26 protein-coding genes are annotated in these 24,311 nt (G+C 72.2%); 8 read left to right on the top strand and 18 right to left on the bottom strand.

The window, feature by feature from the left end; genetic code table 11:
* Positions 1–228: 228 nt before the first annotated feature.
* Together Q9S36_RS43875 and Q9S36_RS43870 are read left to right on the top strand one after the other, a co-directional pair.
* A complete protein-coding gene (locus Q9S36_RS43875; protein WP_311291045.1) occupies positions 229–1,527 on the top strand; it encodes a DUF222 domain-containing protein in 1,299 nt (432 codons plus the stop codon).
* A 156-nt stretch (positions 1,528–1,683) separates the two neighbouring features.
* A complete protein-coding gene (locus Q9S36_RS43870; RefSeq protein WP_311291044.1) occupies positions 1,684–3,033 on the top strand; it encodes a hypothetical protein in 1,350 nt (449 codons plus the stop codon).
* A gap of 1,017 nt (positions 3,034–4,050) precedes the next feature.
* On the opposite strand, the gene Q9S36_RS43865 is transcribed toward Q9S36_RS43870, so the two are convergent.
* From Q9S36_RS43865 to Q9S36_RS43840, 6 genes are read right to left on the bottom strand one after another with little or no spacing between them, the layout of a single operon-like run.
* On the bottom strand, positions 4,051–4,731 hold the full coding sequence (locus Q9S36_RS43865; protein WP_311291043.1) for a class I SAM-dependent methyltransferase: 681 nt from the start codon (positions 4,729–4,731) through the stop codon (positions 4,051–4,053).
* A gap of 1 nt (position 4,732) precedes the next feature.
* Positions 4,733–5,476 carry an SDR family oxidoreductase gene (locus Q9S36_RS43860; RefSeq protein WP_311291042.1) on the bottom strand — a complete coding sequence of 248 codons (744 nt, stop codon included), beginning with the start codon at positions 5,474–5,476 and terminating at the stop codon, positions 4,733–4,735.
* Between the two features lie 9 nt (positions 5,477–5,485).
* On the bottom strand, positions 5,486–6,154 hold the full coding sequence (locus tag Q9S36_RS43855; protein WP_311291041.1) for a histidine phosphatase family protein: 669 nt from the start codon (positions 6,152–6,154) through the stop codon (positions 5,486–5,488).
* The gene (locus Q9S36_RS43850; protein ID WP_311291040.1) at positions 6,151–7,224 is read right to left on the bottom strand and encodes a phosphotransferase family protein; all 1,074 of its coding nucleotides are present in this window, start codon (positions 7,222–7,224) and stop codon (positions 6,151–6,153) included. The genes Q9S36_RS43855 and Q9S36_RS43850 overlap by 4 nt, the downstream gene beginning before the upstream one ends.
* On the bottom strand, positions 7,221–7,985 hold the full coding sequence (locus tag Q9S36_RS43845; RefSeq protein WP_311291039.1) for an SDR family NAD(P)-dependent oxidoreductase: 765 nt from the start codon (positions 7,983–7,985) through the stop codon (positions 7,221–7,223). The genes Q9S36_RS43850 and Q9S36_RS43845 overlap by 4 nt, the downstream gene beginning before the upstream one ends.
* The gene (locus Q9S36_RS43840) at positions 7,982–9,235 is read right to left on the bottom strand and encodes an acyl-CoA dehydrogenase family protein (protein ID WP_311291038.1); all 1,254 of its coding nucleotides are present in this window, start codon (positions 9,233–9,235) and stop codon (positions 7,982–7,984) included. The genes Q9S36_RS43845 and Q9S36_RS43840 overlap by 4 nt, the downstream gene beginning before the upstream one ends.
* A 40-nt stretch (positions 9,236–9,275) precedes the next feature.
* Between Q9S36_RS43840 and Q9S36_RS43835 the strand changes: the two genes are divergently transcribed.
* Positions 9,276–9,878, top strand: coding sequence for a TetR/AcrR family transcriptional regulator (locus tag Q9S36_RS43835; RefSeq protein WP_311291037.1), 603 nt, complete (start codon positions 9,276–9,278; stop codon positions 9,876–9,878).
* 15 nt (positions 9,879–9,893) lie between these two features.
* On the opposite strand, the gene Q9S36_RS43830 is transcribed toward Q9S36_RS43835, so the two are convergent.
* Both Q9S36_RS43830 and Q9S36_RS43825 read right to left on the bottom strand, forming a co-directional pair.
* Positions 9,894–11,486: an MXAN_6640 family putative metalloprotease gene (locus tag Q9S36_RS43830; protein ID WP_311291036.1), complete on the bottom strand. Its 1,593-nt coding sequence runs from the start codon at positions 11,484–11,486 to the stop codon at positions 9,894–9,896.
* 74 nt (positions 11,487–11,560) lie between these two features.
* Positions 11,561–11,956 (bottom strand): adenylyltransferase/cytidyltransferase family protein, encoded by a 396-nt coding sequence (locus Q9S36_RS43825; RefSeq protein ID WP_311291035.1) that lies wholly within the window; start codon positions 11,954–11,956, stop codon positions 11,561–11,563.
* A 37-nt stretch (positions 11,957–11,993) separates the two neighbouring features.
* Between Q9S36_RS43825 and Q9S36_RS43820 the strand changes: the two genes are divergently transcribed.
* Positions 11,994–13,280, top strand: a complete 1,287-nt coding sequence (locus tag Q9S36_RS43820; RefSeq protein WP_311291034.1) for a DUF445 domain-containing protein — start codon at positions 11,994–11,996, stop codon at positions 13,278–13,280.
* A 15-nt stretch (positions 13,281–13,295) separates the two neighbouring features.
* Here the strand turns inward: Q9S36_RS43820 and Q9S36_RS43815 are convergent, their stop codons facing one another.
* Positions 13,296–14,483 carry a phospholipase D-like domain-containing protein gene (locus Q9S36_RS43815; protein WP_311291033.1) on the bottom strand — a complete coding sequence of 396 codons (1,188 nt, stop codon included), beginning with the start codon at positions 14,481–14,483 and terminating at the stop codon, positions 13,296–13,298.
* Between the two features lie 94 nt (positions 14,484–14,577).
* On the opposite strand from Q9S36_RS43815, the gene Q9S36_RS43810 reads away from it, so the two are divergent.
* Positions 14,578–14,832: an RNA-binding S4 domain-containing protein gene (locus Q9S36_RS43810; protein WP_311291032.1), complete on the top strand. Its 255-nt coding sequence runs from the start codon at positions 14,578–14,580 to the stop codon at positions 14,830–14,832.
* 12 nt (positions 14,833–14,844) lie between these two features.
* Here Q9S36_RS43810 and Q9S36_RS43805 read toward each other — a convergent pair whose 3' ends face one another.
* Positions 14,845–15,654 (bottom strand): ABC transporter permease, encoded by an 810-nt coding sequence (locus tag Q9S36_RS43805; protein WP_311291031.1) that lies wholly within the window; start codon positions 15,652–15,654, stop codon positions 14,845–14,847.
* Positions 15,651–16,547 (bottom strand): ABC transporter ATP-binding protein, encoded by an 897-nt coding sequence (locus Q9S36_RS43800; RefSeq protein ID WP_311291030.1) that lies wholly within the window; start codon positions 16,545–16,547, stop codon positions 15,651–15,653. The genes Q9S36_RS43805 and Q9S36_RS43800 overlap by 4 nt, the downstream gene beginning before the upstream one ends.
* A gap of 141 nt (positions 16,548–16,688) precedes the next feature.
* Between Q9S36_RS43800 and Q9S36_RS43795 the strand changes: the two genes are divergently transcribed.
* Both Q9S36_RS43795 and Q9S36_RS43790 read left to right on the top strand, forming a co-directional pair.
* Positions 16,689–17,891 (top strand): histidine kinase, encoded by a 1,203-nt coding sequence (locus tag Q9S36_RS43795; protein WP_311291029.1) that lies wholly within the window; start codon positions 16,689–16,691, stop codon positions 17,889–17,891.
* Positions 17,870–18,595, top strand: coding sequence for a response regulator (locus Q9S36_RS43790; protein WP_396653960.1), 726 nt, complete (start codon positions 17,870–17,872; stop codon positions 18,593–18,595). The genes Q9S36_RS43795 and Q9S36_RS43790 overlap by 22 nt, the downstream gene beginning before the upstream one ends.
* 61 nt (positions 18,596–18,656) lie before the next feature.
* Here Q9S36_RS43790 and Q9S36_RS43785 read toward each other — a convergent pair whose 3' ends face one another.
* The 3 genes from Q9S36_RS43785 to Q9S36_RS43775 form a co-directional block, all read right to left on the bottom strand.
* On the bottom strand, positions 18,657–18,998 hold the full coding sequence (locus Q9S36_RS43785) for an FKBP-type peptidyl-prolyl cis-trans isomerase (RefSeq protein WP_311291071.1): 342 nt from the start codon (positions 18,996–18,998) through the stop codon (positions 18,657–18,659).
* A 51-nt stretch (positions 18,999–19,049) separates the two neighbouring features.
* On the bottom strand, positions 19,050–19,481 hold the full coding sequence (locus tag Q9S36_RS43780) for a CBS domain-containing protein (RefSeq protein ID WP_311291027.1): 432 nt from the start codon (positions 19,479–19,481) through the stop codon (positions 19,050–19,052).
* An 89-nt stretch (positions 19,482–19,570) separates the two neighbouring features.
* Positions 19,571–20,464 carry an inositol monophosphatase family protein gene (locus Q9S36_RS43775; protein WP_311291026.1) on the bottom strand — a complete coding sequence of 298 codons (894 nt, stop codon included), beginning with the start codon at positions 20,462–20,464 and terminating at the stop codon, positions 19,571–19,573.
* A 41-nt stretch (positions 20,465–20,505) separates the two neighbouring features.
* Here Q9S36_RS43775 and Q9S36_RS43770 point away from each other — a divergent pair, with 41 nt between their 5' ends.
* On the top strand, positions 20,506–20,967 hold the full coding sequence (locus Q9S36_RS43770; RefSeq protein ID WP_311291025.1) for a DUF2231 domain-containing protein: 462 nt from the start codon (positions 20,506–20,508) through the stop codon (positions 20,965–20,967).
* A gap of 17 nt (positions 20,968–20,984) precedes the next feature.
* Here Q9S36_RS43770 and rsgA read toward each other — a convergent pair whose 3' ends face one another.
* The 4 genes from rsgA to Q9S36_RS43750 all read right to left on the bottom strand — a co-directional run.
* Positions 20,985–22,001 (bottom strand): ribosome small subunit-dependent GTPase A, encoded by a 1,017-nt coding sequence (rsgA, locus tag Q9S36_RS43765; protein ID WP_311291024.1) that lies wholly within the window; start codon positions 21,999–22,001, stop codon positions 20,985–20,987.
* The gene (aroA, locus tag Q9S36_RS43760) at positions 21,998–23,302 is read right to left on the bottom strand and encodes a 3-phosphoshikimate 1-carboxyvinyltransferase (protein WP_311291023.1); all 1,305 of its coding nucleotides are present in this window, start codon (positions 23,300–23,302) and stop codon (positions 21,998–22,000) included. The genes rsgA and aroA overlap by 4 nt, the downstream gene beginning before the upstream one ends.
* A gap of 31 nt (positions 23,303–23,333) precedes the next feature.
* Positions 23,334–23,864: a DoxX family membrane protein gene (locus Q9S36_RS43755; RefSeq protein ID WP_311291022.1), complete on the bottom strand. Its 531-nt coding sequence runs from the start codon at positions 23,862–23,864 to the stop codon at positions 23,334–23,336.
* Between the two features lie 63 nt (positions 23,865–23,927).
* The coding region (locus Q9S36_RS43750; RefSeq protein WP_311291021.1) for a hypothetical protein at positions 23,928–24,311 on the bottom strand (384 nt) is incomplete at its 5' end.

The following is a 24,311-nucleotide window of genomic DNA, read 5'->3' as shown; positions in this document are numbered from 1 at the left end:
TTGGTGGGAAGCCCCTACCGTTGCGGACTCGTCGCCCTCACGAACCACCCGTGGGGAGGCGACGGCCTCGGGCGCGGGGCGTTGTCGGTGGTCGTCCCTAGACTCTGACCAGATTCGAGCGAGCGAGCTCGGGCCCCTCTGATGGCCGCACGTCCGGCTGAACCCACCTCCTGTCACTGGCCCCTCCTGTTGTCGACGCGCCGCTGCGGCGTGGAAGGGTCCGGTCCGGTGAGTGCCATCCCGTCCGAGCACGACGCCTCGTGGCGTGCCCCCGGTGTCGACGCCTCGGCGTCGCCACTGGTCGAGGCGCTGCTGCGGCGGCTCGACCGCGTGCTGGACGAGCTCGGCGAGGTGGCGCTCGGTGCGCTGAGCGACGCCGACGTGGTGCGGCTGCTGGACGGCGCGACGGTCGCGTCAAGCCGAATGGCGGCGCAGCAGGGTCGCGTCGTGGCGGAGGCGGACCCGAGGCGTCTGGGCGACGAGGTCGGGGCGCGGCACACCCACCAGTGGTGGGCGGGGCGGAGCGGCCAGACCCACGCCGACGCCGGCCGGGTGTCCCGGCTCGGGCTCGCGCTCGAGCGCGAGATCCACGCGCCCGTTTCTCGGCAGCTGGCCGACGGCGTGCTGCGCGTCGAGCAGGCGCGGGCGATCGTCGATGCGGTCGACGCGCTCCCGACGCAGGTGGACCCCACGATCCGCGCCCGGGCGGAGGCGACGCTGCTCGACCTCGCCACGCAGCACCACGCCCGCGACCTGAGGCGGATCGGCAAGCGCATCCTCGACGTCGTGGCTCCCGAGGTGGGGGAGTGCCACGAGGGGGAGGTGCTGGAGGCGGAGGAGTCCCGCGCGGCCGCGAGCGTGGACCTCACCATGGTCGACGACGGTGAGGGGCGTTGCCACGGTCGTTTCACGATCCCGTCCCACGTCGGCGCGATGCTCAAGCGCCACCTCCTCGCCCTCGCCAACCCGGCCCGTCACACCGAGGCCGAGCTCCGTGACGAGTCGGGGGAGTGGAAGCCGTTGCGGCGACGCCTCGGCGAGGCACTCGTGGAGTACGTCGAGCGCTACCCGTCCGACTCCACCCCGCAGACCGCAGGGGTGAGCGCCACGGTGGTGGTGACGATGACGCTGGAGCAGCTGCTGGGCGAGCACGCCACTGCGCTGCTCGACGACGGCTCGCGGATGTCGGCCGGCCAGGCGCGGCGGCTGGCGTGCGAGGCCGGGATCATCCCCGTCGTCCTTGATGGTGAGGGCCGAGTGCTGGACATGGGCCGGACCCGGCGGCTGTTCACCAAGGCCCAGCGCATCGCCCTCGGCCTGCGCGACGGCGGCTGCACCGCCCGCGGCTGCGAGACCACCGCGTCGGGCTGCCACGCTCACCACGACGACCCCTGGTCCCGCGGCGGCCGCACCGACCTCGCCAACGGCCGGCTCCTGTGCCCCCGCCACCACCGCCTCGCCCACGACTCCCGCTACGCGATGACCGTCCACGCCGACAACAAGGTGAGCTACGTCCGGCGGACGTGAGGGCGGCGAACCGCCGCGAGCGGGGCCCGGTGATGCGGCTGGCGAGCGTCTGACCTCAGTCGCGGACGATCCGCTCACATACCTCTGGTCGACGATGAGCCTGGAGCTGGTCTAGACGGAGTGTCGTAGCGATCCTCAAGCGCCGAAACTGACGAGATGAGCAGCTTCGTCGGCGTCACGGCTGCGCTGATAGCGGCGGTGTTCGCCTTGTCCCCGGGTGCCGTCGGACAGTTGGTCGACCAGACGCCATCCGCCCGGGGAGGGTCCGCGGCGGAGGCGTGCCTCGGCCGTCCCCCCACCATCGTCGGTACGCCCGGTGCAGAAGTTGTGGGCACTGAAGGCCCGGACGTCGTACTCAGCAACGGCAGCATCGCTGTCGCGGCGCTCGGCGGGGACGACCTCGTGTGCGTCACGGGCGTCACGAGTGCGGCGGACGTAGGTCAGATGGGCTGTCCACGACTGGACGCGGGCGCCGGCGATGACCGGATCGATGCCACCGGTGGGCATGTTCCGTGCTCCCTTCAAGTCATTCCGGGACCGGGCAAGGACGAGGTCCTCGCGCAGCGAATCGACCACGAGTTCGGAGTCATGGTCCATGCACGTGAGAGGACAAGTCGCGGCAATGAGGCGGGTGCCGACACCGACGTCATTCGCACCGGAACCGGCCCTGACGAGGTCGAAGCGGGGGTTCAAGATGTCGTGGACCTGGCTGGCGGCGACGACACCCTGGCGATCGCCAACGAAGGTGGTTCTCTTGGCGGCACCTGGAGCGGAGGAACTGGGTCGAACACTCTTCAATTCAGCCTGTGGACACCCTTCAGGCATCCGAATGAGGTTCATCGATGGCGGATGGACAACCAGAACGGTCAACTGATGCGCGACGGGGCCGCCGTCGCCCAGATGACCGGCTTCTCCTACTTCGACGGGCACGTCAAGGGACCGTTCCGGTTCATCGGCTCCGACGTAGCCGAGACTGTCACCGCGTCCGGCTTGCCCCCCGAGGAGCTCTTGAGTGCCAGGAACAGGCTCTGGACGATGATTCTTGAGATGCGGGGCGGTGACGACGTCTTCGTGTACCTCCGTGGCGGGCGGCGAAGCCACTTTGACGGCGGACTGGGCACCGACCGGTTCTCCTTCGCAAGGGGCTTGAACGCGACCTCCTCGGCCCGGCCGAAGGACGCCTTTCTCGACCTGGCCACCGGACACCTGAGATACACCCGTGCCGGCGGGCGCCCGACCGCGACTTCCGTCCTCAACTTCGAAGATGTGAGATGGTGGACGGACACCGACGTCACCCTTCTGGGGACCGACGGCCCAAACACGATTGCCTCGAGAGCGAGCAAGCCAGTCGGCTCCATGACCGTCCGCGGGAGACGGGGCGACGACGTAATGCGCGGCGGCGCGGGAGACGATGTGCTCATCGGAGGCCGAGGCGCTGATGTCGTCGACGGTCGAGGCGGCTCAGATCGCTGCGAGAGCGAAGAAGTGACACGCTGCGAGTCCTGAAGCCGCGCGCTCACAGCCCAAGAGTCTGCTTTCTACTTAACTGGCTGGTCCTTGGGCCGCGTACCAGCCCCGATTCGAGCCGCCCCTGAAGGCGATGGCGAGTTGACACACATCTTTGGAGACACGGCCTGACGACACCGTCGTCAGAATCGGGCAGGCGCCGCTGTCTCCGGCGGCGCGAATGCAGTCGATCTTCTATGACGACCGTTGGGGTGAGATCGTTGAGACGACCTGACCTAGGCACGCGAGGGTGGTGGCGGCGGCGCAGCCAAACTGCTTAGTGGTACCTCACCTCCAGGTGGATATCCGTCCAATGCCGCGCAAATGGCTTTCCGAGATCGGACTTCCAATTTAGGGCTGCCGTCACCGTGAGGAGTTCCGGCGTGATTGGTCCTCCAGGTGCCGACGTGGCGTCGACAAGCGGCTGCACCATCGAGGCCAACGAGAGTTCAAGGTTGTCATGAGGGCCAACATCTGCCGGCCCGCTTTCCGCGCGCGCCCCGTCAGGTCCGGTTACTGCGAGCTGAACTTGGCGGGCGATGTCCGTGCCTACGTTGCGAAAGACGATCGCGTCCCTTTCTCTGCGCCAACCCTGCTGCCACTCAACGTCCATCGACTCCATGGCTAGCGCCTCCGCGCGGCCGGCGCGTTCCTCCGCCAATCCAGCCAATCTGGTCGCTTCCGCAGCCGCCGTCGCCGACCCTTCCGCTGCCTTCCTCGACCCCCGCGCGTGCCGCAACGAAACGATTGAAGTCGGTGCTGTTACGAGGAGGCCCGCGGCCGCGATCCACGCCGCCCACGCCGAGGGGCTGAGCTCACCCAGATTGGACAGCAGACTTCCGACGTCCACCTCACCAGCGTATGGATGGGCCGCTTGTCTGTCAGCCATGGCGACCACAGCTCGGCCTGGGGATCGAGAGATGTCCGATATCGCCAGCGGTCGCCCGCCAAGCACCACTTGTTTGTCGAGGAGCGGCATTCCGCCGCCATCGACGCCCCCGTCAACCCCACCGCGCATCAGCGCCCCGGCGCCGTCCACTCGAGCGTGTGGCGGAAGCCGAGGCGGTGTCGCATCCGCGCTCCCGGCAGGACTGCCTCGGCGAGAGCCTGGATCTCGGAGAAGGAGAGCACCGGGTCCGCGACCGGGTAGGGCGGGGGAGCCGCAGGCGCGAGGGACGGTCGGGGGTGCTTCACGAAGCCGATCAGCGGGTTGGTGACGATCGACGCGAGGTCCCACGCGAGGTCGAGTGGGGAGTCAGGCGGGGCGAGGCCGACGCAGAGGAAGCGGCCGCCTGGGGCGAGGAGGCGGCGTACGTCGTGGAGGGCGGCCCCGACGTCGAGGTGGTGCAGGACCGCGACCATGGTGACGACGTCGAAGGGACCCTCGACTGCGGCGAGCGGGGTGTCGGAGACGCGGACGGAGGGCAGACGAGAGCAGCGCGCCGCCGCGGCCGCACGCATCCCGGCGTCGGTGTCGATGCCGACGGCCTCGTCGAGGGACGAGCCCAGCGCGGCGAGGAGCGCGCCCTGGCCGCAGCCGACGTCGAGCGCGCGCCGCCGCCGGTCCGGCAGGCGGGACAGGATCCAGCCGTGGAAGTGGTCGTTGTGGCTCCACGGGTGCCGCGCGTTGAGGCGCGCCATCGCGCGCGACGCACGTCCGCCCCACCGCGAACGGGTGATGCTGCGGACGTCGAGCACGTCAGCTCATCCGGCGCAGCAGGCCGGCGGGCGCGCGCTTGACCACGACGCCGAGCGGCGCCCATGGCCAGGCGGGGACGCGGGCTGACTTCTTCTCCTTCTCGATCGCGTCGACCATGGCGCGCACGCCCTTCTCGGTGGAGGTCATCAGCGGCGTCCTGGCGGACGTGCCGGACATCTCGGAGACGATGTAGCCGGGATAGAGCACGGTGACCTTGATGGCCGTGCCGTGCACGTCGGCGCGGAAGCCCTCGGCGAGGTGCGCGACCGCGGCCTTGGTGGCGGCGTACGTCGTGATGTTCTTCGGCATCCCACGCAGGGCGGAGAACGACGAGACCATCACCAGGTGCCCGCGCCCCTGCCGGCGGAAGATCGCGGCCGCGGCCTCGGTCTGGGCGAGCGCGCCGATGAAGTTCGTCTCCGCGGTCTGCTTGTTGGCGTCGAAGCGGCCGGTGCCGAGCGGCTGGCCCTTGCCGAGCCCGGCGTTGACCACGACCCGGTCGAGCCCGCCGAGCTCCTCGGCGAACTCCTCGAAGACCCGGAAGACGGCGTCGTGGTCGTTGACGTCGAGCGCCTTGACCGAGACCCGGACGCCGGGGTGGGCGGCGGCGACCTCGGCCGAGAGGGCGTCGAGGCGCTCGGTCCGCCGGGCGCAGAGGGCGAGGTCGTGGCCGAGCGCGGCGAACTGCCGGGCCATCTCGGCGCCGAGCCCGCTGCTCGCCCCGGTGATGAGGATGGTGGTCACGGTCGGCTCCTAGCGGTAGGTGAGCAGGTCGGGGGAGAGGTGGTCGTGGGCGTTGAAGCTGACCAGGGTCGTGCCGCGCGCACCGCACACGACGGTGGAGGCGCCGGTGTTGACCGAGACCGGGTTCAGCCGCAGCCACAGGTCGGTCCGCGCGTCCGCGGCGTCGGCGAGCAGCGTGGCGCACGCCCACGCGACCGGCCCGCCGCTGGTGAGGACGACGGCGGTCCCCTTCCGCGGAAGGGCCGCGACGAGGCGGCCCAGCGCGGCCTCGACGCGCGAGGTGAAGGCAGCGAAGGACTCGTCATACGCCTCGTCGTGGGCGCCCGACGTCCAGCGCAGGGTCGCCTCCTCGAACCACCGCTGGAACGCCGCCTTCTCCGACTCGCCCTCGACGGTGGTGGGCTGGTCGTGGACGGCGAGGACCTGGAGGTGGTCGAACTCGTTCCAGCCGGGGTCGACGGCGACGTCGGCGGTCCAGCCGGCACCCTCCAGCACGCCCGCCGCGGTCTGCGCGTGCCGCCTCATCTCGCCCGCCACCACGACGTCGGGGGCGACGCCGCGGGCGGCGAGGGCGGCCCCGAGCACGCGCGACTGCTCGTGGCCGACGTCGGAGAGGTTGTCGTAGTCGGCGGCGCCGAACGACGCCTGGCCGTGCCGCACCAGCAGGATGCTGCTCACTCGGCGATCAGCCCGTCGAGCCGGCGGCCGATGATCTGCACGGCCGGCCCGAAGAGGGCGTACATCTCGTTGGTCGTCTGGCCGTGGAACCAGCGGTAGTAGATCTGCTGCGCGATCACCGCCATCCGGAACAGGCCGAACACCTCGTAGAACCGCCACTGCGCGGGGGTGACCGTGCGACCGGTGCGCTCGCCGTACGCCGTCACGAACTCCTCGCGGGTCAGCATGCCGGGCAGGTGTGTGGGCACCCGACGCATCATCTGGAACTCCTCGGTGTCGTCGGCCTGGACCCAGTACGCCATCGAGCCGGCGAGGTCCATCAGGGGGTCGCCGAGCGTCGCCATCTCCCAGTCCAGGACCCCGACGACCTTCGTCACGTCGTCGGCCGACAGCACCAGGTTGTCGAGCTTGAAGTCGTTGTGGATGACACAGGTGGCCACGTCGTCGGGCTGGCGCTCGTCGAGCCACGCCATCACCGACTCGAGGTCGGGCACGTCCTCGGTGCGGGCGTTGCGGTAGCGAGTGGACCAGCCCTCGACCTGGCGGCGGACGTAGCCGGCGCCCTTGCCGAGGTCGTCCAGGCCCGCCGCTGACGGGTCGATGCCGTGCAGCTCGGCCAGCACGTCCACGGCGTCGAGGCACAGCGCGCGGGCCTGCTCGGGGGACAGCGGCACGTCCGCCGGCCACTCGCTGCGGGGGATGACGCCGGCGATGCGGTCCATGGCGTAGAAGTCGCCACCGACGACGTCCGGGTCGTCGCAGAAGGCGACCATCGGCGCGACGTAGTCGAAGACCGGCGCCAGTGCCGACTGGATGACGTACTCGCGGCGCATGTCGTGCGCGCCCCGGGCCTTGGTGCCCTTCGGTGCGCGCCGCACGATGAGGTCGCGGCCGGAGGGGTAGCGCAGCAGATAGGTGAGGTTCGAGGCGCCGCCGGTGAACTGCCGGACCTCGGGCTTGCCGTCGAGGCCCTCGGGGGTCGCGGCGTGCGCGCGGATCCAGGCCGCCACACGGGCCACGTCGAAGGCGTCCTCCTCGCGCACCTCGCGGGCGCCCGGCACGGCGGTCACGACGCGTCCAGCGCGTCGAGCTTGGCGGCCTGGTCGCGCATGACCGCGTCGTAGGCCGGCCGGTCGGCCCACTTCAGGAAGTACGCCTGGCGCGCGGCCTCGTCGGGCACGATCACGTCCTCGCCCGCGTCCATGCCGGCGAGGACGGCTGCGGCAATGTCGTCGGCGGTGACCTGCGAGCGCTCGACCAGCCCGGCGACGACAGTGCCGACGACCTCGTCACTGCCCTGCATGGAGTCCATCAGGTTGGTGCGGAAGTAGGACGGGCACACCACGCTCGCCCGGATGCCGTACGACGCCAGCTCGTGGCCGCAGGTCTCGGTGAACGCCACCACGGCGGCCTTCACGGCGTTGTAGGAGCCCATCCCGCCCGGGTGGACGAGGCCGGCGAGCGAGGCGACGTTGACCAGGTGCCCGGAGCGCTGCTGCTTGAGCATCGGCACGAATGCCCGCGTGCCGCGGACCGCGCCGAAGAGGTTGATGTCGGTGATCCACTGCCACTCCTCGAGCGTGCAGCGGTCGACGCGCCCACCACCGGCGACGCCGGCGTTGTTGACGAGCACGTCGAGGCCGCCCCAGCGCTCGCGCACCGCGTCGACCGCGCGCGCCCAGTCGTCGTCGGAGGTGATGTCGAGGGCCAGGTCGACGCCGTCCGCCCGGACGCGGTCGGTGGCCAGCACCTCGTCGCCACGGGCCCGGAAGGCAGCGACCAGCGCGGCACCGAGGCCGGACGCGGCGCCGGTGACCAGCACGCGGTTCACGAGGCGTGCTTCCCGAGCTCGATCTTGGCGACGACGTTGCGGTGCACCTCGTCCGGACCGTCGGCCAGCCGCAGGGTGCGGGCGCCGACCCAGGCCGCGGCGAGCGGGAAGTCGTCGGAGACGCCGGCGCCGCCGTGGAGCTGGATCGCCATGTCGATCACGTCGAGGGCCATGTTCGGGACCTCGACCTTGATCTCGCTGACGGCGGAGTACGCCTCCCGGCTCATGCCCTGGTCGAGCAGCCACGCGGCGTGCAGCACGAGCAGCCGCGAGCGGTTGATCGCGATGCGGGCGTCCGCGATCCGCTCCCGGTTGCCGCCGAGGTTGGCGAGGGGCTTGCCGAACGCGGTGCGCGAGTTGGCGCGGGCGCACGCGAGCTCGAGGGCGCGCTCGGCGAGGCCGATCGCGCGCATGCAGTGGTGCACGCGGCCCGGGCCGAGCCGGCCCTGGGCGATCTCGAAGGCGCGGCCGGGACCGAGGAGCACGTTCGAGAGCGGCACCCGGACGTCGTCGAAGGACACCTCGCCGTGACCGAGCGGCTCGTCGTAGTAGCCCATCGTGGTGAGCATCCGCTGGACCTCGACGCCGGGGGCGTCGCGGGGGACCAGCACCATCGTGTGCCGGGAGTGCCGGTCGGCGTCGGGGTCGGAGAGGCCCATGAAGACCAGGACCTTGCAGTCGGGGTTGCCGATGCCGGTCGACCACCACTTGCGACCGTTGATGACGACCTCGTCGCCCTCGACGCGGGCGGTGGCCGCCATGTTGGTGGCGTCGGAGGAGGCGACCTCGGGCTCGGTCATGCAGAAGGCGCTGCGGATCTCGCCGCGCAGCAGGGGCTCGAGCCACTGCTGCTTCTGCTCCTCGGTGCCGTACTTCAGCAGCACCTCCATGTTGCCGGTGTCGGGGGCGTTGGAGTTGAAGACCAGGGGCGCGAGGAAGGACCGGCCCATCGCCTCGGCCACCGGCGCGTAGTCGACGTTGGAGAGCCCCTCGCCGCCGTCGGTGCCGAAGTCGGCGGCGTACCGGCCCGCGTGCGCGGCCGGGAGGAAGAGGTTCCAGAGCCCCTGGGCGCGCGCCTTGGCCTGCAGCTCGGCGATGACCGGGTCCGGGGTCCAGCTGTCCCCGCCCGACTCGCGCAGCCGGGTGATCCGCTGGTGCGCCTCGGCCTCGATCGGCTCGATCTCGTCGGAGACGAACGCGCGCACCCGATCGCGCAGGTCGGCGGCACGCGGGGAGAGGGAGAAGTCCATGGCGTTGACCTTCGCACACTGTTGAGCAATGCTCAACAGTGTGTCCGACCACAGCGAGGCCGCCGCCCCCGTACGCCGACGGCTGAGCGCCGACGAGCGCCGCCGGCAGCTGGTGGCCATCGGGCTCGCCAAGATCGTCGAGACGCCCATCCAGGACCTGTCCATGGACGACATCGCCACCGAGGCGGGCATCTCGCGCGGCCTGCTCTTCCACTACTTCCCGACCAAGACCGACTTCTACCTCGCCTGCATCGCCGCGGCGGGTCGCCGGATGCTGCGCACCACCGCGCCGGACGAGGACCTGCCGGGGGAGCAGCAGGTCGAGATGACGACCCGGCTGATGGTGGAGCAGATCGAACGACGGCGCGACTTCTACCTCGCGCTCGTCCACGGGCACGGCGTCGCCGACCCGCGGGTCAGCGAGGTCATGGACTCGGTGCGCCAGGGCAGCACCGACCGGGTGGTCGCGGCGCTCGGGGTGCCGGCGCGCCAGCACGACGTCGTACGCGCCTGGTGGGCCTACACGGAGGACCGGGCGCTCAGCTGGTCGGCTGTGCCGACCGGCGAGCGCCCGGTCCCGTTGTCTGGTCTGGTCGCGGAGTGCGTCGCCGCGCTCCACGCCCTGCTGGCCCTCAGCTCGTGAGGACCGGCCGGTTCGTCAGCGCTTGACGACCTTGCCCTTCACCGAGAAGCGGGCCTTGTCGTCCAGCGGCACGCCCTCGCACGCCAGGACGGTGTCCCGGCCGCACTTGTAGCGGGTCGAGGCGTTGACCAGCGTCACGGAGACGGCGGCGACGCGCTTGTTGCTGAAGGCGACCTTCTTGTGACCGTCACCGCGCCGGTTCAGCTTCACCAGCTTGGTCTGGCGCTTGCCGTTGGTGAGGTGCACGACGACCACGGCGTAGGGGGAGGTGGCCTTCACCGGGCCGTTGACCGCGACCGACAGCTTCCACTTCTTGCTGCCGAGCCCCTTGCCGGGGACGTAGACGTAGGACGCCGAGGCGAGGTGGTTGACCTTCACCGCGAAGCGCTTGGCGCGCTTGCCCTTGCTGAGCTTCTTGCCGCCGCGGACCTTGGGGAACGGGTACTCGGCGCCCTCGGGGTAGTTGGCGGCCGGGGTGAGGTTGCCGGCGGCGAACTGGGCGTAGACCTTGCCGAAGCCGCCCTTCTTCTTCAGCACCTTCTGGAGCGCGGCGATGCTGTTCTTGCCACCGTCGCTCTTCAGGGAGCCGGCCTGGTCCCACACCTTCTTGACGACGCCGACGCCGTACTTGGTGGAGAGGTACTCCCAGAACACCCAGTTGCCGTACTGGTAGCCCTCGTTGCGGCTGAACAGGTCGAGCGGGAGGTACGGGGCGTAGATCTGGCTCCACGGGAAGTACTGGCGGTTGTCGTTGACCGCGGTCGCGATCCGCTCCTCCATCCACGTCGCCGTGGACTCCATCATCCAGGGGTCCTCGTTGAAGTCGTAGGCGTACTGGATGGCGTGGAAGAACTCGTGGGCCGCGGTGACCGTCAGGTTGTCGGTCGGGGTGCCGTTGGGGAACTGCGCGGCCGCGAAGTCGTTGTCGAGCACGCAGTAGCCCGAGCCGGTGCGCTTCTTGACGACGTCCTCGCCGGCGCAGAAGCCGTAGATGTCGCCACCGAGGTCCTTGAGGTAGACGTCGAAGAGCGCGTTGCCGCCCTTGGCGCCGTCGGTCAGCGGCGCGCGGTAGCCGAGGCCGTCGACCTCCTGGCTCCACACGGCGTCCATGACGGCCAGGTTGGTGGCCGGCCAGTCCGGCGACGGCGGGGCGTCGGAGCCGGTCGGGACGTAGTGGATGCACAGCCGCGTGTTGCAGACCGGGGCGGCCTCGGGGACGGTGTAGCCGAAGCCCTGCGGGTCGCCGACGCCGTCGGTCGGGCGGGCGAGGAGGCGGTCGGCGAGGCGACGCTCGGTGCCGCGGAGCTTGGTCTTGTTGAGCCAGAGGTCGCGCAGCGCGAGCGTGGCGGAGGGGTCGCGCGGGAGCGCCTTGCCCGTCATCACCCGGCGCGCCGTGTCGAGCATCTCGGACGGGGTGGCCTCGCCGAACTCCGGCAGGGCCGGCTCGGGGGCGAGCTCGAGGGCCTCGGCCGGCGACGGCACGTGGGTGCGGCCGGGGCCCGACGGGCGGTGGTCGGCGCCGCCCTGGTCGGCAGCGACGGCCGGGGCGGACAGCGCCGCGCCACCCATCAGTGCCAGAGCAACAGCGGTGGTGACGATTCTGCGCATGTTTCCCCTCGTGGTTGTCATCTCGGGTGTGACCCTAACCCAGCGCCGGGCCGCCGACGGGACGCCGGACGGCCTCAGAGATCGGCGATGTGCTCGATGATCGCGGTGGTGGAGATGGCCGGGGTCCGCTCGAGGTAGACCACCTCGCACACGTCGGAGAGCTCGTCGAACTTCCCGGCCCAGTCGTCGCCCATCACGAGCACGTCGGCGCCGTGCTCGAGGATGTAGTCGCGCTTCTGCTCCAGGCTCTCCTCGACGAAGACCTCGTCGACCACCTTGAGCGCGCCGACGATGGCCAGCCGCTCGCGCTGGGTGAACACCGGCACGCGGCCCTTCTTGCGCTCGTTGAGCGCGTCGGCGGACACGCCGACCACGAGCCGGTCGCCCAGCGCCGCCGCGCGCTCGAGCACGCGCAGGTGCCCGACGTGGAACACGTCGAACGTTCCGAAGGTGATCACGGTGCGAGGCATGCGCCGCATTCTGGCACGGTCGGGCACGATGGCTGGCATGCCCGCCACGCCCCCGACGGTCGCCCCGACGATCTCCCTCATCACGCCCGATCCCGGGGCCGACGAGGCGCGCCGCCGCGGCCTGAGGCGGATGCGTACGGTCGCCGTGGGGCTGCTGCTCCTCGCCGCCTGCGTGTACGTCGCCACGCTCGGCCGCGACGGGTTCTGGGGCTTCGTCAACGCGGGCGCCGAGGCGTCGATGGTCGGTGCGATCGCCGACTGGTTCGCGGTCACCGCCCTCTTCAAGCACCCGCTCGGCCTGCCGATCCCGCACACCGCGCTGGTGCCGAAGCGCAAGGACGAGCTCGGCAAGGGGCTCGAGGAGTTCGTCGGTGAGAACTTCCTCCAGGAGGACATCATCCGTGACCGGGTGGCCGCCGCGACGATCTCGGCCCGGGTCGGTGAGTGGCTGGCCGAACCCGCCAACGCCCGCCGGGTGGTCGACGAGGCGTCCGACGTGGCGGCGATCGCGCTGGGCAAGGTGCGCGACGACCACGTCGCCGACCTCGTCACCCAGGCGCTCGTGCCGCGGTTCCGCGAGGAGCCGATCTCGCCGCTCCTGGGGTCGACCCTCATGGAGGTGCTGCGCGACGACCTGCACCACGGGGTCGTGGACCTTGCGGTCGACGAGATGCACCGCTGGCTCGTCGACAACCCCGAGACGTTCTCGCGCGTGCTGGAGGAGCGGGCGCCGTGGTGGGCCCCGCCGCGGCTCAACGACGCGGTCACCTCGCGCCTGCACGTGCAGGCGCTGGCCTGGCTGGAGGACATCCGCGACGACCCGCACCACCGGGCCCGCGAGGCGCTCGACTCGATGCTGGGCCAGCTGGCCCACGACCTGCTCAACGACGTGGAGACCCAGGAGCGGGCCGAGGCGTTCAAGAACCGGCTGCTGGAGCACCCCCAGGTGGTCACCACGGCCATCTCGCTGTGGAAGGCGATGCGCTCGGCCCTGCTGGGGTCGATCCAGGACCGCGACGGTGCGGTGCGCCAGCGGCTGCTCGCCGAGCTGAACCTGTTCGCGGAGCGGCTGCGCGACGACGCTGCCCTGCGCGAGCGCCTGGACCGGATGGCTGCCGACCTGACCGTGTTCATGGTGGAGCGCTACGGCGCCGAGGTGACGACGGTGATCACCCACACCATCGAGCGCTGGGACGGCAAGGAGGCGGCCCGCCGCATCGAGCTCCACGTCGGACGCGACCTGCAGTTCATCCGGATCAACGGCACGATCGTCGGCGGGCTCGTCGGCGTGCTGATCCACGCGGTCAGCTTGTTGGTGCCCTGACGGGCGCCGGGCCCGTCAGCGCCGGCAGGGCTTCATCACGGGCATGACCGGCGACCGGCTCTGGTGGGAGTGGCGCCACGCGTCGTCGAAGTGAGCGGCGTACTGGTCGTGCAGCCAGCGGTTGTCGAGGATGCGCACCATCACCTCGTCGTTGTAGAGCAGGCCGCCGCAGGTGGTGTTCGAGGTGCCCGTGACGGTGAGGAAGGTCGGGCGGCCCCGGAACCGTGCGTGGACCGTCAGCATCTTGTCGTGGGTCAGCGTCGTCCGGACGGCGGAGCGCGGCAGGCGCCCCTGGGGCAGCCTGGCCTCCATCCAGTTCTCGACGGTGTCGCGCGTGGTGATGACCCGCACCCGGCAGCCCCGGCTGGACAGGCGGGCCAGCTCGGCGCGCACGTCGGCACGCTGGATCACCGCGAACATGGCGTTCACGTCGCGCGCCCCGGGCCGGCACGAGACGTCGCGCAGGGTCGCGAGCAACAGGTCGCGGCGCGTCGGGTAGACCGTGGCGCTGACCGTCCCGGAGTCGAAGGTCTTGCGCCGGTCGTCCCAGGTGCGTCCGCCGACCGTGAGGCTCTGGTCGAACAGCCGCGCGAAGTACTCCGTGCCGAAGCGGTACAGCGCGGGGTCGTCGATCTTGAGCAAGGAGTTGTACTGGCGGTACTGCCGGTCCTCGAGGTTGGCCGAGCTGGTGATGAACGACTGCACCCCGCCGATGTCGGTGACGTAGAACTTCAGGTGCTGCACGTTCTGGCTGTCGGGGAACGGCCCGGGTGCCCGCCACGGCAGGCACGCGCCGCGGCAGATCGTGACGTTCTTCCGGGCGGGGTCCTGGGCCTCCAGCTTCTCGATGAGTCGCCGTCCCCGCGAGTTGAGCCGCAGGTCGTCGTCACCGACGAGGTAGACCTCCGCGCCGCGCCGCTGGGCCGCGATCAGCGCCTTCGTCGGTGGCTCGATGTCCCAGCGGAACATCGCGACGCGGATGCTGTCGCCGGGGCCCGCGGCGTCGAAGAGCGCGCTCGGCCGCGCCAGCACCGTCGGGTCGCCCGGCCGCGTGGGCGGGGAGGAGAAGCACACCTCGATGCCACCGGACGCCTGGCAGCCGGACTTCCCCGCGCGCGCCGCCGGCGCGGTGTCGTACGCCGCTGCGGGCAGGCCGACCGCCACGAGGACGAGCAGCACGATGAGCAGGAGCGGACGGCGCATGGATCTCCCCGGGGTACGGCGTGGCTGTCGGTGGTCGGCCCCACCCTCGCACGGGGACGTCCCGCCGCGTGCGCGGACGGTGTTGACTGGCCCCATGACCCGCGAGCCCGAGCCGATGGACGTGCCGATCCGTGACGAGTCGATCCGGCTGGGGCAGTTCCTCAAGCTGGCGAACCTCGTGGAGAGCGGCGCCGAGGCCAAGCCGGTGATCGCCGACGGCGCCGTCCTGGTCAACGGCGAGGTGGAGACGCGGCGGGGCCGCCAGCTCGTCCCCGGTGACGTGGTCACGCTGGGCGGGCTGGCGGCCCGGGTCGCGACGGGAGAGGCCGAGATCGACGTCCCCTGGTGACGGGGGAGCGGTCTACTTCACCTCGCGGTGCAGCACCCGGTAGGTCCCGACCGCCAGGGGGAGCAGCACCCACACCGCGGTGGCGGTCCCGAGCTGGGCCCAGTCACGGCCGGCCATCTCGCCGGCGAAGAGCGGCTGGGTCACCGCGTCGAGGTTGAGCCACCGGCCGGCGTCCGCGAGGGCCGAGATGGCCATGGTGGCGATCGACCAGACGGTCGGCAGCACCAGCACCGAGACGATCGCGACGGGCGTGTTGAGGAACAGCAGCCCGAACGCGACGCCTTGCAGGACGTAGATCATCAGGGCGAGCACGAGGCCGGAGGCGGCCGCTCCGGACAGGTCCCACTCGCCGGTGCCGCCCACGACGTTGGCCAGCGCCGACGCGACGACCGCGACCGCGAGCACGACCAGCGCGAGCAGCAGGGCGGCCAGCACCTTGGCCAGCACCACCCGGCCGCGGCGGGGCTCGAGGGTGAAGGTGACCAGGCCGGTGCGCTGCGACCACTCGGCGGTCGCGGCCATGATGCCGAGGACCGGCAGGAGCATCGCCAGGGGCAGCGTGGAGAGCTCCAGCAGGCCGCGGAACGAGGCGTCCTCCGCAGGACCCCAGATGAGGAACGCCGCCAGGATGATCGCGGCGACCGCCGCCATCACGATGACCATCCAGCGACCGGCGCGGGTGTCGACCATCTTGCGCAGCTCGGCGTGCAGGGTCCGCCCGAAGGGCACGCCCGGTCGGCCGGGCAGCGGCTCCGGGATGCGCACGCCGTCCGTGTGGCCGCCGACGGCGGGGGTCGTCGGGTCGGTGTCGAGGCGGCTCATGCTGCGTCTCCTTCGCGCGAGGTGGCGGCGGTGAGGCCGAGGAACATCTCTTCGAGGCCCTCGGAGCCGCCGGAGCGCAGCTCGAGGAGCACGACGCGCTCGTCGGCGGCGATCCGGCCGACCACGCCGGGCTCGGCGTCGACGACGAGCCCGGAGCCGGTCCGCGTCACCGGCACGCCGGCCGCCTCCAGCAGGCCGGAGAGGCGGGCGTCGTCGGTCGAGTGGACGGTGGTGCCGCCGCGGGCGAGCAGCTCCTCCTTGGAGCCCATGGCCACGATGCGGCCGCGGCCGATCATGACCAGGTCGTCGGCGACGATCTGCACCTCGTGGAGCAGGTGGCTGGAGAGCAGCACGGTGCCGCCGCCGTCGGCGAAGCGCCGCAGCAGCCCGCGCATCCAGTGGATGCCCTGCGGGTCGAGGCCGTTGGCCGGCTCGTCGAGGACCAGGACCTGCGGCTCGCCGAGCAAGGCTGCGGCCAGTCCTAGGCGCTGGCGCATGCCGAGGGAGTAGTTGCGGACCCGGCGCCCGGCCTCGTCCTCGGTCAGGCCGACGAGCGCGAGGACCTCCTCGACGCGGGTGCGGGGGACGCCGATGGAGATCGCGGCGACGAGGAGCACCTCGCGGCCGGTGCGGCCGGGGTGCTGGGCCGAGGCGTCGAGCATCACGCCGACCTGGCGGGCGGGGTTGTGCAGCTCGCGGTAGGTCTGGCCGAGGATGGTCGCCCGGCCCGAGGTGGCCGGGGTCAGCCCGGTCATCATCCTCATCGCGGTCGACTTCCCGGCGCCGTTCGGGCCGAGGAAGCCGACCACGCTGCCGGGACGCACCTCGAACGAGATGTCGTCCACGGCGGTGAAGCCGCCGTAGCGCTTGGTGAGGTTCTCCACTGTGATCATGGCTCCAGCCTCGCGGTCACAGCAGGCGCCCGGCATCGGACGCAGGGGTCCACGGCATCCGACCCAGGTATCGAACCGGGCCTCCTGGCCGACACCTTGGTCGGACGCCCGGGACGTCCGGGGTCCTCTAGCCTCTGGCCCATGCCAGTGCCCGAGGACGACTCAGTGGTCACCGGGGAGCGTCCGACCCGCTGGGCGTCGACGTGGCGCTACGCCCTCGCCCTCGTGATCAGCCTGGGGACCTGGGGCGTCATGGTGGTGACCGCGGCCGAGCGGCCGGCCGGCGACCCGAGGGTGATGTGGTTCCTCGTCGGCGACCCCCTCCTGGGCCTGCTCTCCTTCGTGCTCATCCGCTGGCGGCACCGTCGCCCCGCAGCGGTCGCCCTGCTGCTGACGGCCTTCTCGTTCGTCTCCGTCTCAAGCGCCGGTCCGGCGTCGTGGATCGTCGGCTCGATCGCCTCGCGCCGCCGGTGGCGGCTGCTGGCCGTTGTCGCGCCCCTCAGCGTCCTGGGCGGCGTGGTGCAGGAACGCATCGGGCTCTCCGAGGACGCGCTGCCGCTGTGGGTGTCGATCGCCTTCGGGGTCCTTGTCGTGGGCATCCTCATCGCCACCGGCTACGCCATGGGCTCGCAGCGCCAGCTCGTCGACTCCTACCGGGACCGTGCTGAGACGGCCGAGCGCGAGCAGCGGGCGCGCGTCGCCCAGGCGCAGGCCGCCGAGCGGACGCGGATCGCCCGCGAGATGCACGACGTGCTGGCCCACCGGATCTCCCTGGTCGCGATGAACGCCGGTGCGCTGGGCTACCGGACCGACCTGAGCGCGCAGGAGCAGGCGAGCGCCGCGAAGTCGATCGAGGAGAACGCCCACCGGGCACTCTCCGACCTCCGGGCCGTGCTCGGCGTGCTCCGCGACCCGACCCGGCCCACCGGGACCGCCCCCGAGCGGCCGCAGCCCGGGCTCGACGACGTCGCCGCGCTGGTGGCCGAGGAGCGCGCGGGCGGGATGCGGGTACGGCTCTCGGACCGGGTCGGGGGAGAGCTGCCCGCGAGCACCGGCCGGACGGCGTACCGCATCGTGCAGGAGGCGCTCACCAACGCGCGCAAGCACGCCCGGGGCACCGCCGTCACCGTCGACCTGGCGGGCTCACCCGACGACGGGCTGGTGGTCGCCGTGCGCAACGCGGCTCCGGTCGGCTCCGGCCCGGGCCGTCCGTCGCTTCCGGCCTCGGGGCTCGGCCTGATCGGCCTCGCGGAGCGCGCCGCGCTCGCCGGCGGGCGGATCAACCACGGCGTCGATGCCAGTGGCGGGTACGCCGTGCGGGCATGGATACCGTGGGACTCGTGACCGGGGGGACGAGCGCTGGGGAGGGCATCGCGACCGCGCCCCCGCAGATCTCGCTCGCGGTCGTCGACGACGACCCGATGGTCCGCGCGGCGCTGGGGATGATGCTGGGCGGGGCGTCCGGGATCAGCGTGGTCGCCGAGGCCGGCGACGGCGAGGAGGCCCTGACCGTCGTGCCGCGGTCGGGCGCCGACGTGGTGCTGATGGACATCCGGATGCCGGTGCGCGACGGGCTCAGCGCGACCGAGACGCTCCTGGCCCAGCACCCCGGTCTGCGGATCATCGTGCTGACGACCTTCGACACCGACGACATGGTGCTCCGCGCGCTGCGCGCGGGCGCGGCCGGCTTCCTGCTCAAGGACACCCCGCCCGCACGGCTCGTCGAGGCCGTCCGGACCGTCGCGTCGGGCCAGCCGATGCTCTCGCCCAGCGTGACCGCGCAGCTGATCGCCGCCGTCACGCGCGACGACGCGGAGCCCGGGGCGGGCGAGCGCGCCCGCGCCGCCCGCGCGGCACTGGCCGGGCTGACCGAGCGCGAGCGCGACGTGGCCGAGGGCGTGGCGCGCGGCCAGAGCAACGCCGAGATCGCCGCGGACCTCTTCATGGGCGTGCCGACGGTGAAGACGCACGTCGGGCGGCTCTTCACCAAGCTGAGTGTCGAGAACCGGGTGCAGGTCGCGATCCTGGTCCACGACGCCCAGGCCTGAGGACGGTGAAGGGCCGCCCGGCGTCGGGGTCGTGCGGGGTGGTGCGGGTGGTTGCTGGGGGTCAGCGGACCTCGAGCAGGTCCACCACGAAGATCAGCGTCTCGCCCGGCTTGATCACGCCGCCCGCTCCGCGGTCGCCGTAGCCGAGGTGCGGGGGGATCACGAGCCGGCGGCGACCGCCGACCTTCATGCCCTGCACGCCGGTGTCCCAGCCGGAGATGACCTGGCCGATGCCGAGGCGGAACTGCAGCGGCGTGCCGCGGTTGTAGGACGCGTCGAACTCCTCGCCCGTGGAGTGGGCGACGCCCACGTAGTGGACCGAGACCGTCGAGCCGGACGTGGCCTCGGCGCCCTCGCCCTCGACGAGGTCGGTGACCTCGAGGTCGGCGGGCACCTCGCCCATGTGCGGGTCGACGTCGGGCTTCTCGCTCACAATTGCTCCTTCAGGTCTGGGTCAGGTCTGGTGGACGTAGCTGTCGAGCTGGTCGCGCTCGAACTCGAGCTCGCCGATGCGGTTCTTCACCACGTCACCGATGCTGATGATGCCGGTCAGCCTCCCGTCGGCCACCACCGGGACGTGCCGGATGCGGTGCTCGGTCATCGTCTGCATGAGGTCGGTGAGGCCGTCCTCGCCCGTGCAGGTGCGCACCTCGGCGGTCATGATCGTGCTCACGGCGCTGTCGAGCACGGCCTCGTCGGCGTGCAGGCGGCGTACGACGTCGCGCTCGCTCACGATGCCGGACACGCGCTCGCCGTCGTCGCTCACGACGAGGGCGCCCACGTTGTGCTCGGCCAGCAGCGCGATCAGCTCGCGGACCGTGGCGTCGGGGCCGATGGTCACCACGTCCTGGCTGGCCTTGTGCTGGATGACGTCCTTGATCCTCATGGTCTCGACCTCTCGTCCGGCGGCACTACGGATGAGTCACCGTAGCCAAGCCGCGGCGTGAGGGACAGGCCCCGCGCCCGTGCGGACGTTCAGTCCAGGACGGGCGGGCTCTGGCGGTCGCGCAGGTTGCTCACCGAGCCGGGGCCGCGCCGCGGGACGTCGGGGTCGAGGTCGTCGTCGGGGAGCGCGCCGAGGAAGGACAGCGCGGCGTCGTGGAGGTGGCCGTTGCTGGCGAGCGCGTTCCCGCCCCAGGGTCCGTCGGTGCCGTCGAGGGCGGTGAAGCGTCCGCCGGCCTCGCGGACGATGACGTCGAGCGCGGCCATGTCGTAGAGCTCGAGCTCGGGCTCGGCGGCCAGGTCGACCGCACCCTCGGCGAGCAGCATGTAGGACCAGAAGTCGCCGTAGGCGCGGGTGCGCCAGCACCGCCGGGACAGCGACACGAAGTCGTCGAGGCGGTCGCGCTCGTCCCAGCCCGACAGGGACGAGTAGCTCAGTGACGCGTCCTCGAGGCGGCGTACGTCGGAGACCTCGCACCGGGTCGCCTTCAGCAGCGAGCGGCCCGTCCAGGCGCCGTTGCCCGCCGAGGCCCACCACCGGCGCTGGAGCTGGGGGGCGGAGACGACGCCGAGGACCACCTCGTCGTCGACCGCCAGCGCGATGAGTGTCGCCCAGACCGGCACGCCGCGGACGTAGTTCTTGGTGCCGTCGATCGGGTCGACGATCCACCGGCGCTGGCTGTGCCCGGTGGTGCCCTGCTCCTCGCCGACCACCGCGTCGCGCGACCGGACGCGCGACAGCGTGCGGCGGATGCCCTCCTCGACGGCCTTGTCGGCGTCGGTGACGGGCGTGAGGTCGGGCTTGCTCATGACGTGGAGGTCAAGGGCCTTGAACCGGGCCTGGGTGAGCGAGTCCGCGTCGTCGGCCAGGACGTGGGCCAGGCGCAGGTCGTCGGTGTGGTCGGCGGTGCCGCCGGTGATGGGCATGTTCACAGGCTATTCCCAGCATCCGCCCCTAGCCTGCACGCATGGAACTCAACGGTGTGCCGCTGCACCCGCTCGTCGTCCACGCCGTCGTCGTCCTCGGACCGCTCGCCGCCCTCACCGGACTGGCGTACGCCGCCGTCCCGCGCTGGCGCTGGCTGCTGCGCTGGCCGCTCGTGGTGCTCGCGGTGGTGGCTGCTGCCGCGTCGGTGCTCGCCGTCCAGGCGGGCGAGGCACTGCTCGAGTCGCGACCGGAGCTGGCACCCATCGTGGCGGACCACGAGGAGGACGGCGAGCTGATGCGCAACGTCGCGCTGGGCTACGCGGGGCTTTCTGCCCTCGCGGCCTGGGCCCTCGGTGGCGTCTCGGCGCTGGCGTCCGGGCGCGGTGCGCGCGAGACGCGGTTCGGCGTCCCGGTCGCGCTGCTGCTGGCCGTCGGGGCGGTCGCGCTGCTCGTGACGGTCTACCTGGCCGGGGACTCCGGCGCCAGGGCCGTCTGGGGGTGAGTCCGTAGCGGTCGGCGCTACCAGTCGCTCGCGCCCTCGCGGGCGGCGAGCAGCCGGCGGAAGGACTCGACCCGGTCGGGATCGGCCTCGCCGGCGGCGACCGCCTCGTCGAGCCCGCACTCCGGCTCGTCCGTGCCGTGGGTGCACCCGCGCGGGCACGTCTCGGTCATCTCGTCGAGGTCGGGGAAGGCCTCGATGAGGTTCTCGGGCTGGACGTGCGCGAGGCCGAAGGAGCGGATGCCGGGGGTGTCGATGATCCAGCCGTCGCCCCTCCCGTCCTCGCTGGGCAGCTCCAGCAGGTAGGCGCTGGTGGAGGTGTGGCGGCCGCGACCGGTCACGGCGTTGACGATGCCCACCTCGCGACCCGCGTCGGGGACGAGCGCGTTGACGAGCGTCGACTTGCCGACGCCGCTGTGCCCGACGAGCACGCTGGTGCGCCCGCGCAGCCGCTCGCGCAGCTCGGTCAGGTCGCCGGCGCCCTCGCCCTTGAGCTGCGTGACGACCCACGGCACACCCAGGGAGCGGTAGGTCGACAGCAGCGTCTCCGGGTCGGCGAGGTCGGCCTTGGTGAGGCAGAGCAGCGGCGCCATCCCGGCGTCGTACGCCGCCACGAGGGCGCGGTCGATCAGGCGCGGGCGCGGCTCGGGATCGGCGAGCGCGGTCACCACCACGAGCTGGTCGGCGTTGGAGACGATCACGCGCTCCACGGGGTCGTCGTCGTCGGCGGTGCGGCGCAGCGTCGTGGTGCGCTCGACGACCTCCACGATCCGGGCCAGCGAGCCGTCGGTCCCGCTGGTGTCGCCGACGACCCGGACGTGGTCGCCGACGACGACGCCCTTGCGGCCCAGCGGGCGGGACTTCATCGCCATCACCCGGCGTCCGTCGAGGAGCAGGGTGAAGCGACCGCGGTCGACCGTCACCACGCGTGCGTCGACGGCGTCGTCGTAGCTCGGCCGGTCCTTGGTCCGCGGCCGGGTGCGGCGCCGCGGGCGCTCGTAGTGCTCGTGGTCGTGCTCGGAGTAGCGGCCCGTCACGTGGCGGTCCCGTGGACGGCGCGGGTCCAGGCGGACGCGAAGTCGGGGAAGGTCTTCGACGTGGTGGCGACGTCCTCCACGAGCACGTCGTCGACGGCGAGCCCGAGGATCACTCCTGCGTGGGCCATCCGGTGGTCGGCGTAGGTGTGGAAGGTGCCTCCGTGCAGTGCGGCCGGCCGGATGGAGAGGCCGTCCTCGCGCTCCGTGACGTCGGCCCCGAGGCGGCCGAGCTCGGTGGCCAGCGCCGCGAGCCGGTCGGTCTCGTGGCCGCGGATGTGGGCGATCCCGCGCAGGTGCGAGGGGGAGTCGGCGAGCGCGCACAGCGCGGCGACGGCCGGGGTGAGCTCGCCGACGTCGTGGAGGTCGAGGTCCACCCCGCTGAGTCGCTCGGGGCCGACCACGGTGAGGTCGCCGTCAGCGAGGGTCACCTCACAGCCCATCCGGGTGAGGATCTCGCGCAGCTCGTCGCCGGGCTGGGTCGTCTCCGCGGGCCAGTCGGTCACCGTGACGCGACCACCCGTCGCGGCGCCGAGCGCGAGGAACGGCGCCGCGTTGGAGAGGTCGGGCTCGATGTCGTGGTCGACCGCGCGGACCGGCCCGGGGGCGACCGCCCACCGGTTGGCGTCGTGGTCGTCGACCTCGACACCGTGCTGCCGCAGCATCTGGACGGTCATCTCGATGTGGGGGAGCGAGGGCACCGGCTTGCCGACGTGCCGGACGTCGACGCCGTGCTCGTAGCGGGCGCCGGCGAGCAGCAGCGCGGACACGAACTGCGAGGACGCGCTCGCGTCGATGGTCACGGTGCCGCCGGGCACCTCACCGGCGCCGTGCACGGCGAAGGGCAGCGCCCCGCGGCCGCCGTCGTCGATCCGGACCCCGAGCGCCGCGAGCGCGGACAGCATCGGACCGACCGGTCGCAGCCGCATGTGCGGGTCGCCGTCGAACGCCACCGTGCCCCGGGCGAGGCCCGCCACCGGCGGCACGAACCGCATGACCGTCCCGGCCAGCCCGCAGTCGACGGCGGCGTCGGACTCCCACGGCGCGGGGGTGACGGCCCAGTCGCCGTCCTGGTCCTCGAGCCCCGTGCCGAGGGCGCCGAGAGCGGCGGCCATGAGCAGGGTGTCGCGCGAGCGCAGCGGACGTCGTACGACGCTGGGGCCGTCGGCGAGGGCGGCGAGCAGGAGGGCGCGGTTGGTCAGCGACTTGCTGCCGGGCAGCGATACGACCCGGTCGACCGCGTCACGCGGGCGCGGCGCCGGCCACAGGTCGGTCGGCTCGTCGGGCGTCGCGGGCTCACTCACCCGCGCACCCTATCGAGGTCGGGAGGCGAGGTCAGGTGAGCTGTGCGCGCGCGAGCTTCGCCTCGCGGCGGGCGTCCTTGGCGACCTGCTTGGCCTCGCGGCGCACGTCGGCGGCCGCGCGGCGGGCCCGCCAGGCCACACCCGGCTTGCCCTCGGTGTCGACGGCAGCGAGCAGGAGGCCGCCGAGCACGGAGGCGTTCTTGGCGAACTGCAGGCGCTGCAGGTTCTTGGCCTGCGGGTCCGTCTCCTCCCAGAAGCGGTGGCCGGCGAAGGTGGTGGGGACCAGCGAGGCCGCGAGGACGGTGGCGCTGAGGCGGGGCGCCCGGCCGGTGGCGAGCGCGGCCGCGGCGAGCAGCTGCGCGCCGGCGTTGACGCGCACGAGCGTCTGGGGGTCGGTCGGGATCGGCGCCTGGGGCACGGCCTTCTGCGCCAGCGGGACGACCCGGTCGGTGACCGGCTTCGCCTTGGCGGCGTGGGCTTCGGCGTTGCGCAGGGCGTTGATGCCGCCGACGACGAAGATCGAGGCCAGCATCGGACGGGCGAGCAACCGGGTGATCGTCATGACTCCTGTCTACACGATCGCGCCGAGCGCGCGCCCCGTCCCCAAGGGTGCGCGTGGCACCGGTCAGCGCAGCACGGTCTGCCAGGTGTTGTTGCCGGGCTCGGGGTCGTCCGCGCCGGGCACGAGGGTGGCGGTGACCGTGCCGCCCGCAGGCGCGACCAGGATCATGGTGACCGGCGAGGTGTCGGACGCGGAGATCCGGCAGGTGATGCCGCCCTCCCGTCGCTCGCAGCGGTCGTCGAGCGCGATGGCCACGACCACCCGGGACAGCTCGACCTGCAGGGTCGCGGTGTCGCCCGTGGCCAGCCCAGCGGGGCGGAGGGTCACGCCGTACAGCGGCTCGCTGCCGGTGACCGACCCCGTCAGGGTCGCATCCGCGGGTGTCGGGTCCGGGTCGGGATCAGGCGTCGGGTCCGGGGTGGGGTCCGGTGTCGGGTCCGGGGTGGG

This window comes from Microbacterium sp. ARD31 (assembly GCF_031844425.1).
The sequence above is the reverse complement of the archived record's forward strand: the minus strand, read 5'-3'. Positions and strand labels throughout refer to the sequence as shown.

Coding starts and splice junctions, on each gene's coding strand:
- Q9S36_RS43785 (WP_311291071.1), bottom strand. CDS start 18,998: ATGGGCGAGGTGCCCGCCGACCTCGAGGTCACCGACCTCGTCGAGGGC.
- Q9S36_RS43815 (WP_311291033.1), bottom strand. CDS start 14,483: ATGCGCCGTCCGCTCCTGCTCATCGTGCTGCTCGTCCTCGTGGCGGTC.
- Q9S36_RS43870 (WP_311291044.1), top strand. CDS start 1,684: ATGAGCAGCTTCGTCGGCGTCACGGCTGCGCTGATAGCGGCGGTGTTC.
- Q9S36_RS43800 (WP_311291030.1), bottom strand. CDS start 16,547: ATGATCACAGTGGAGAACCTCACCAAGCGCTACGGCGGCTTCACCGCC.
- Q9S36_RS43825 (WP_311291035.1), bottom strand. CDS start 11,956: ATGCCTCGCACCGTGATCACCTTCGGAACGTTCGACGTGTTCCACGTC.
- Q9S36_RS43840 (WP_311291038.1), bottom strand. CDS start 9,235: ATGGACTTCTCCCTCTCCCCGCGTGCCGCCGACCTGCGCGATCGGGTG.
- Q9S36_RS43805 (WP_311291031.1), bottom strand. CDS start 15,654: ATGAGCCGCCTCGACACCGACCCGACGACCCCCGCCGTCGGCGGCCAC.
- Q9S36_RS43755 (WP_311291022.1), bottom strand. CDS start 23,864: ATGACGATCACCCGGTTGCTCGCCCGTCCGATGCTGGCCTCGATCTTC.
- Q9S36_RS43775 (WP_311291026.1), bottom strand. CDS start 20,464: ATGCCCATCACCGGCGGCACCGCCGACCACACCGACGACCTGCGCCTG.
- Q9S36_RS43790 (WP_396653960.1), top strand. CDS start 17,870: ATGGATACCGTGGGACTCGTGACCGGGGGGACGAGCGCTGGGGAGGGC.
- Q9S36_RS43810 (WP_311291032.1), top strand. CDS start 14,578: ATGACCCGCGAGCCCGAGCCGATGGACGTGCCGATCCGTGACGAGTCG.
- Q9S36_RS43795 (WP_311291029.1), top strand. CDS start 16,689: ATGCCAGTGCCCGAGGACGACTCAGTGGTCACCGGGGAGCGTCCGACC.
- Q9S36_RS43830 (WP_311291036.1), bottom strand. CDS start 11,486: ATGCGCAGAATCGTCACCACCGCTGTTGCTCTGGCACTGATGGGTGGC.
- Q9S36_RS43820 (WP_311291034.1), top strand. CDS start 11,994: ATGCCCGCCACGCCCCCGACGGTCGCCCCGACGATCTCCCTCATCACG.
- Q9S36_RS43780 (WP_311291027.1), bottom strand. CDS start 19,481: ATGAGGATCAAGGACGTCATCCAGCACAAGGCCAGCCAGGACGTGGTG.
- Q9S36_RS43770 (WP_311291025.1), top strand. CDS start 20,506: ATGGAACTCAACGGTGTGCCGCTGCACCCGCTCGTCGTCCACGCCGTC.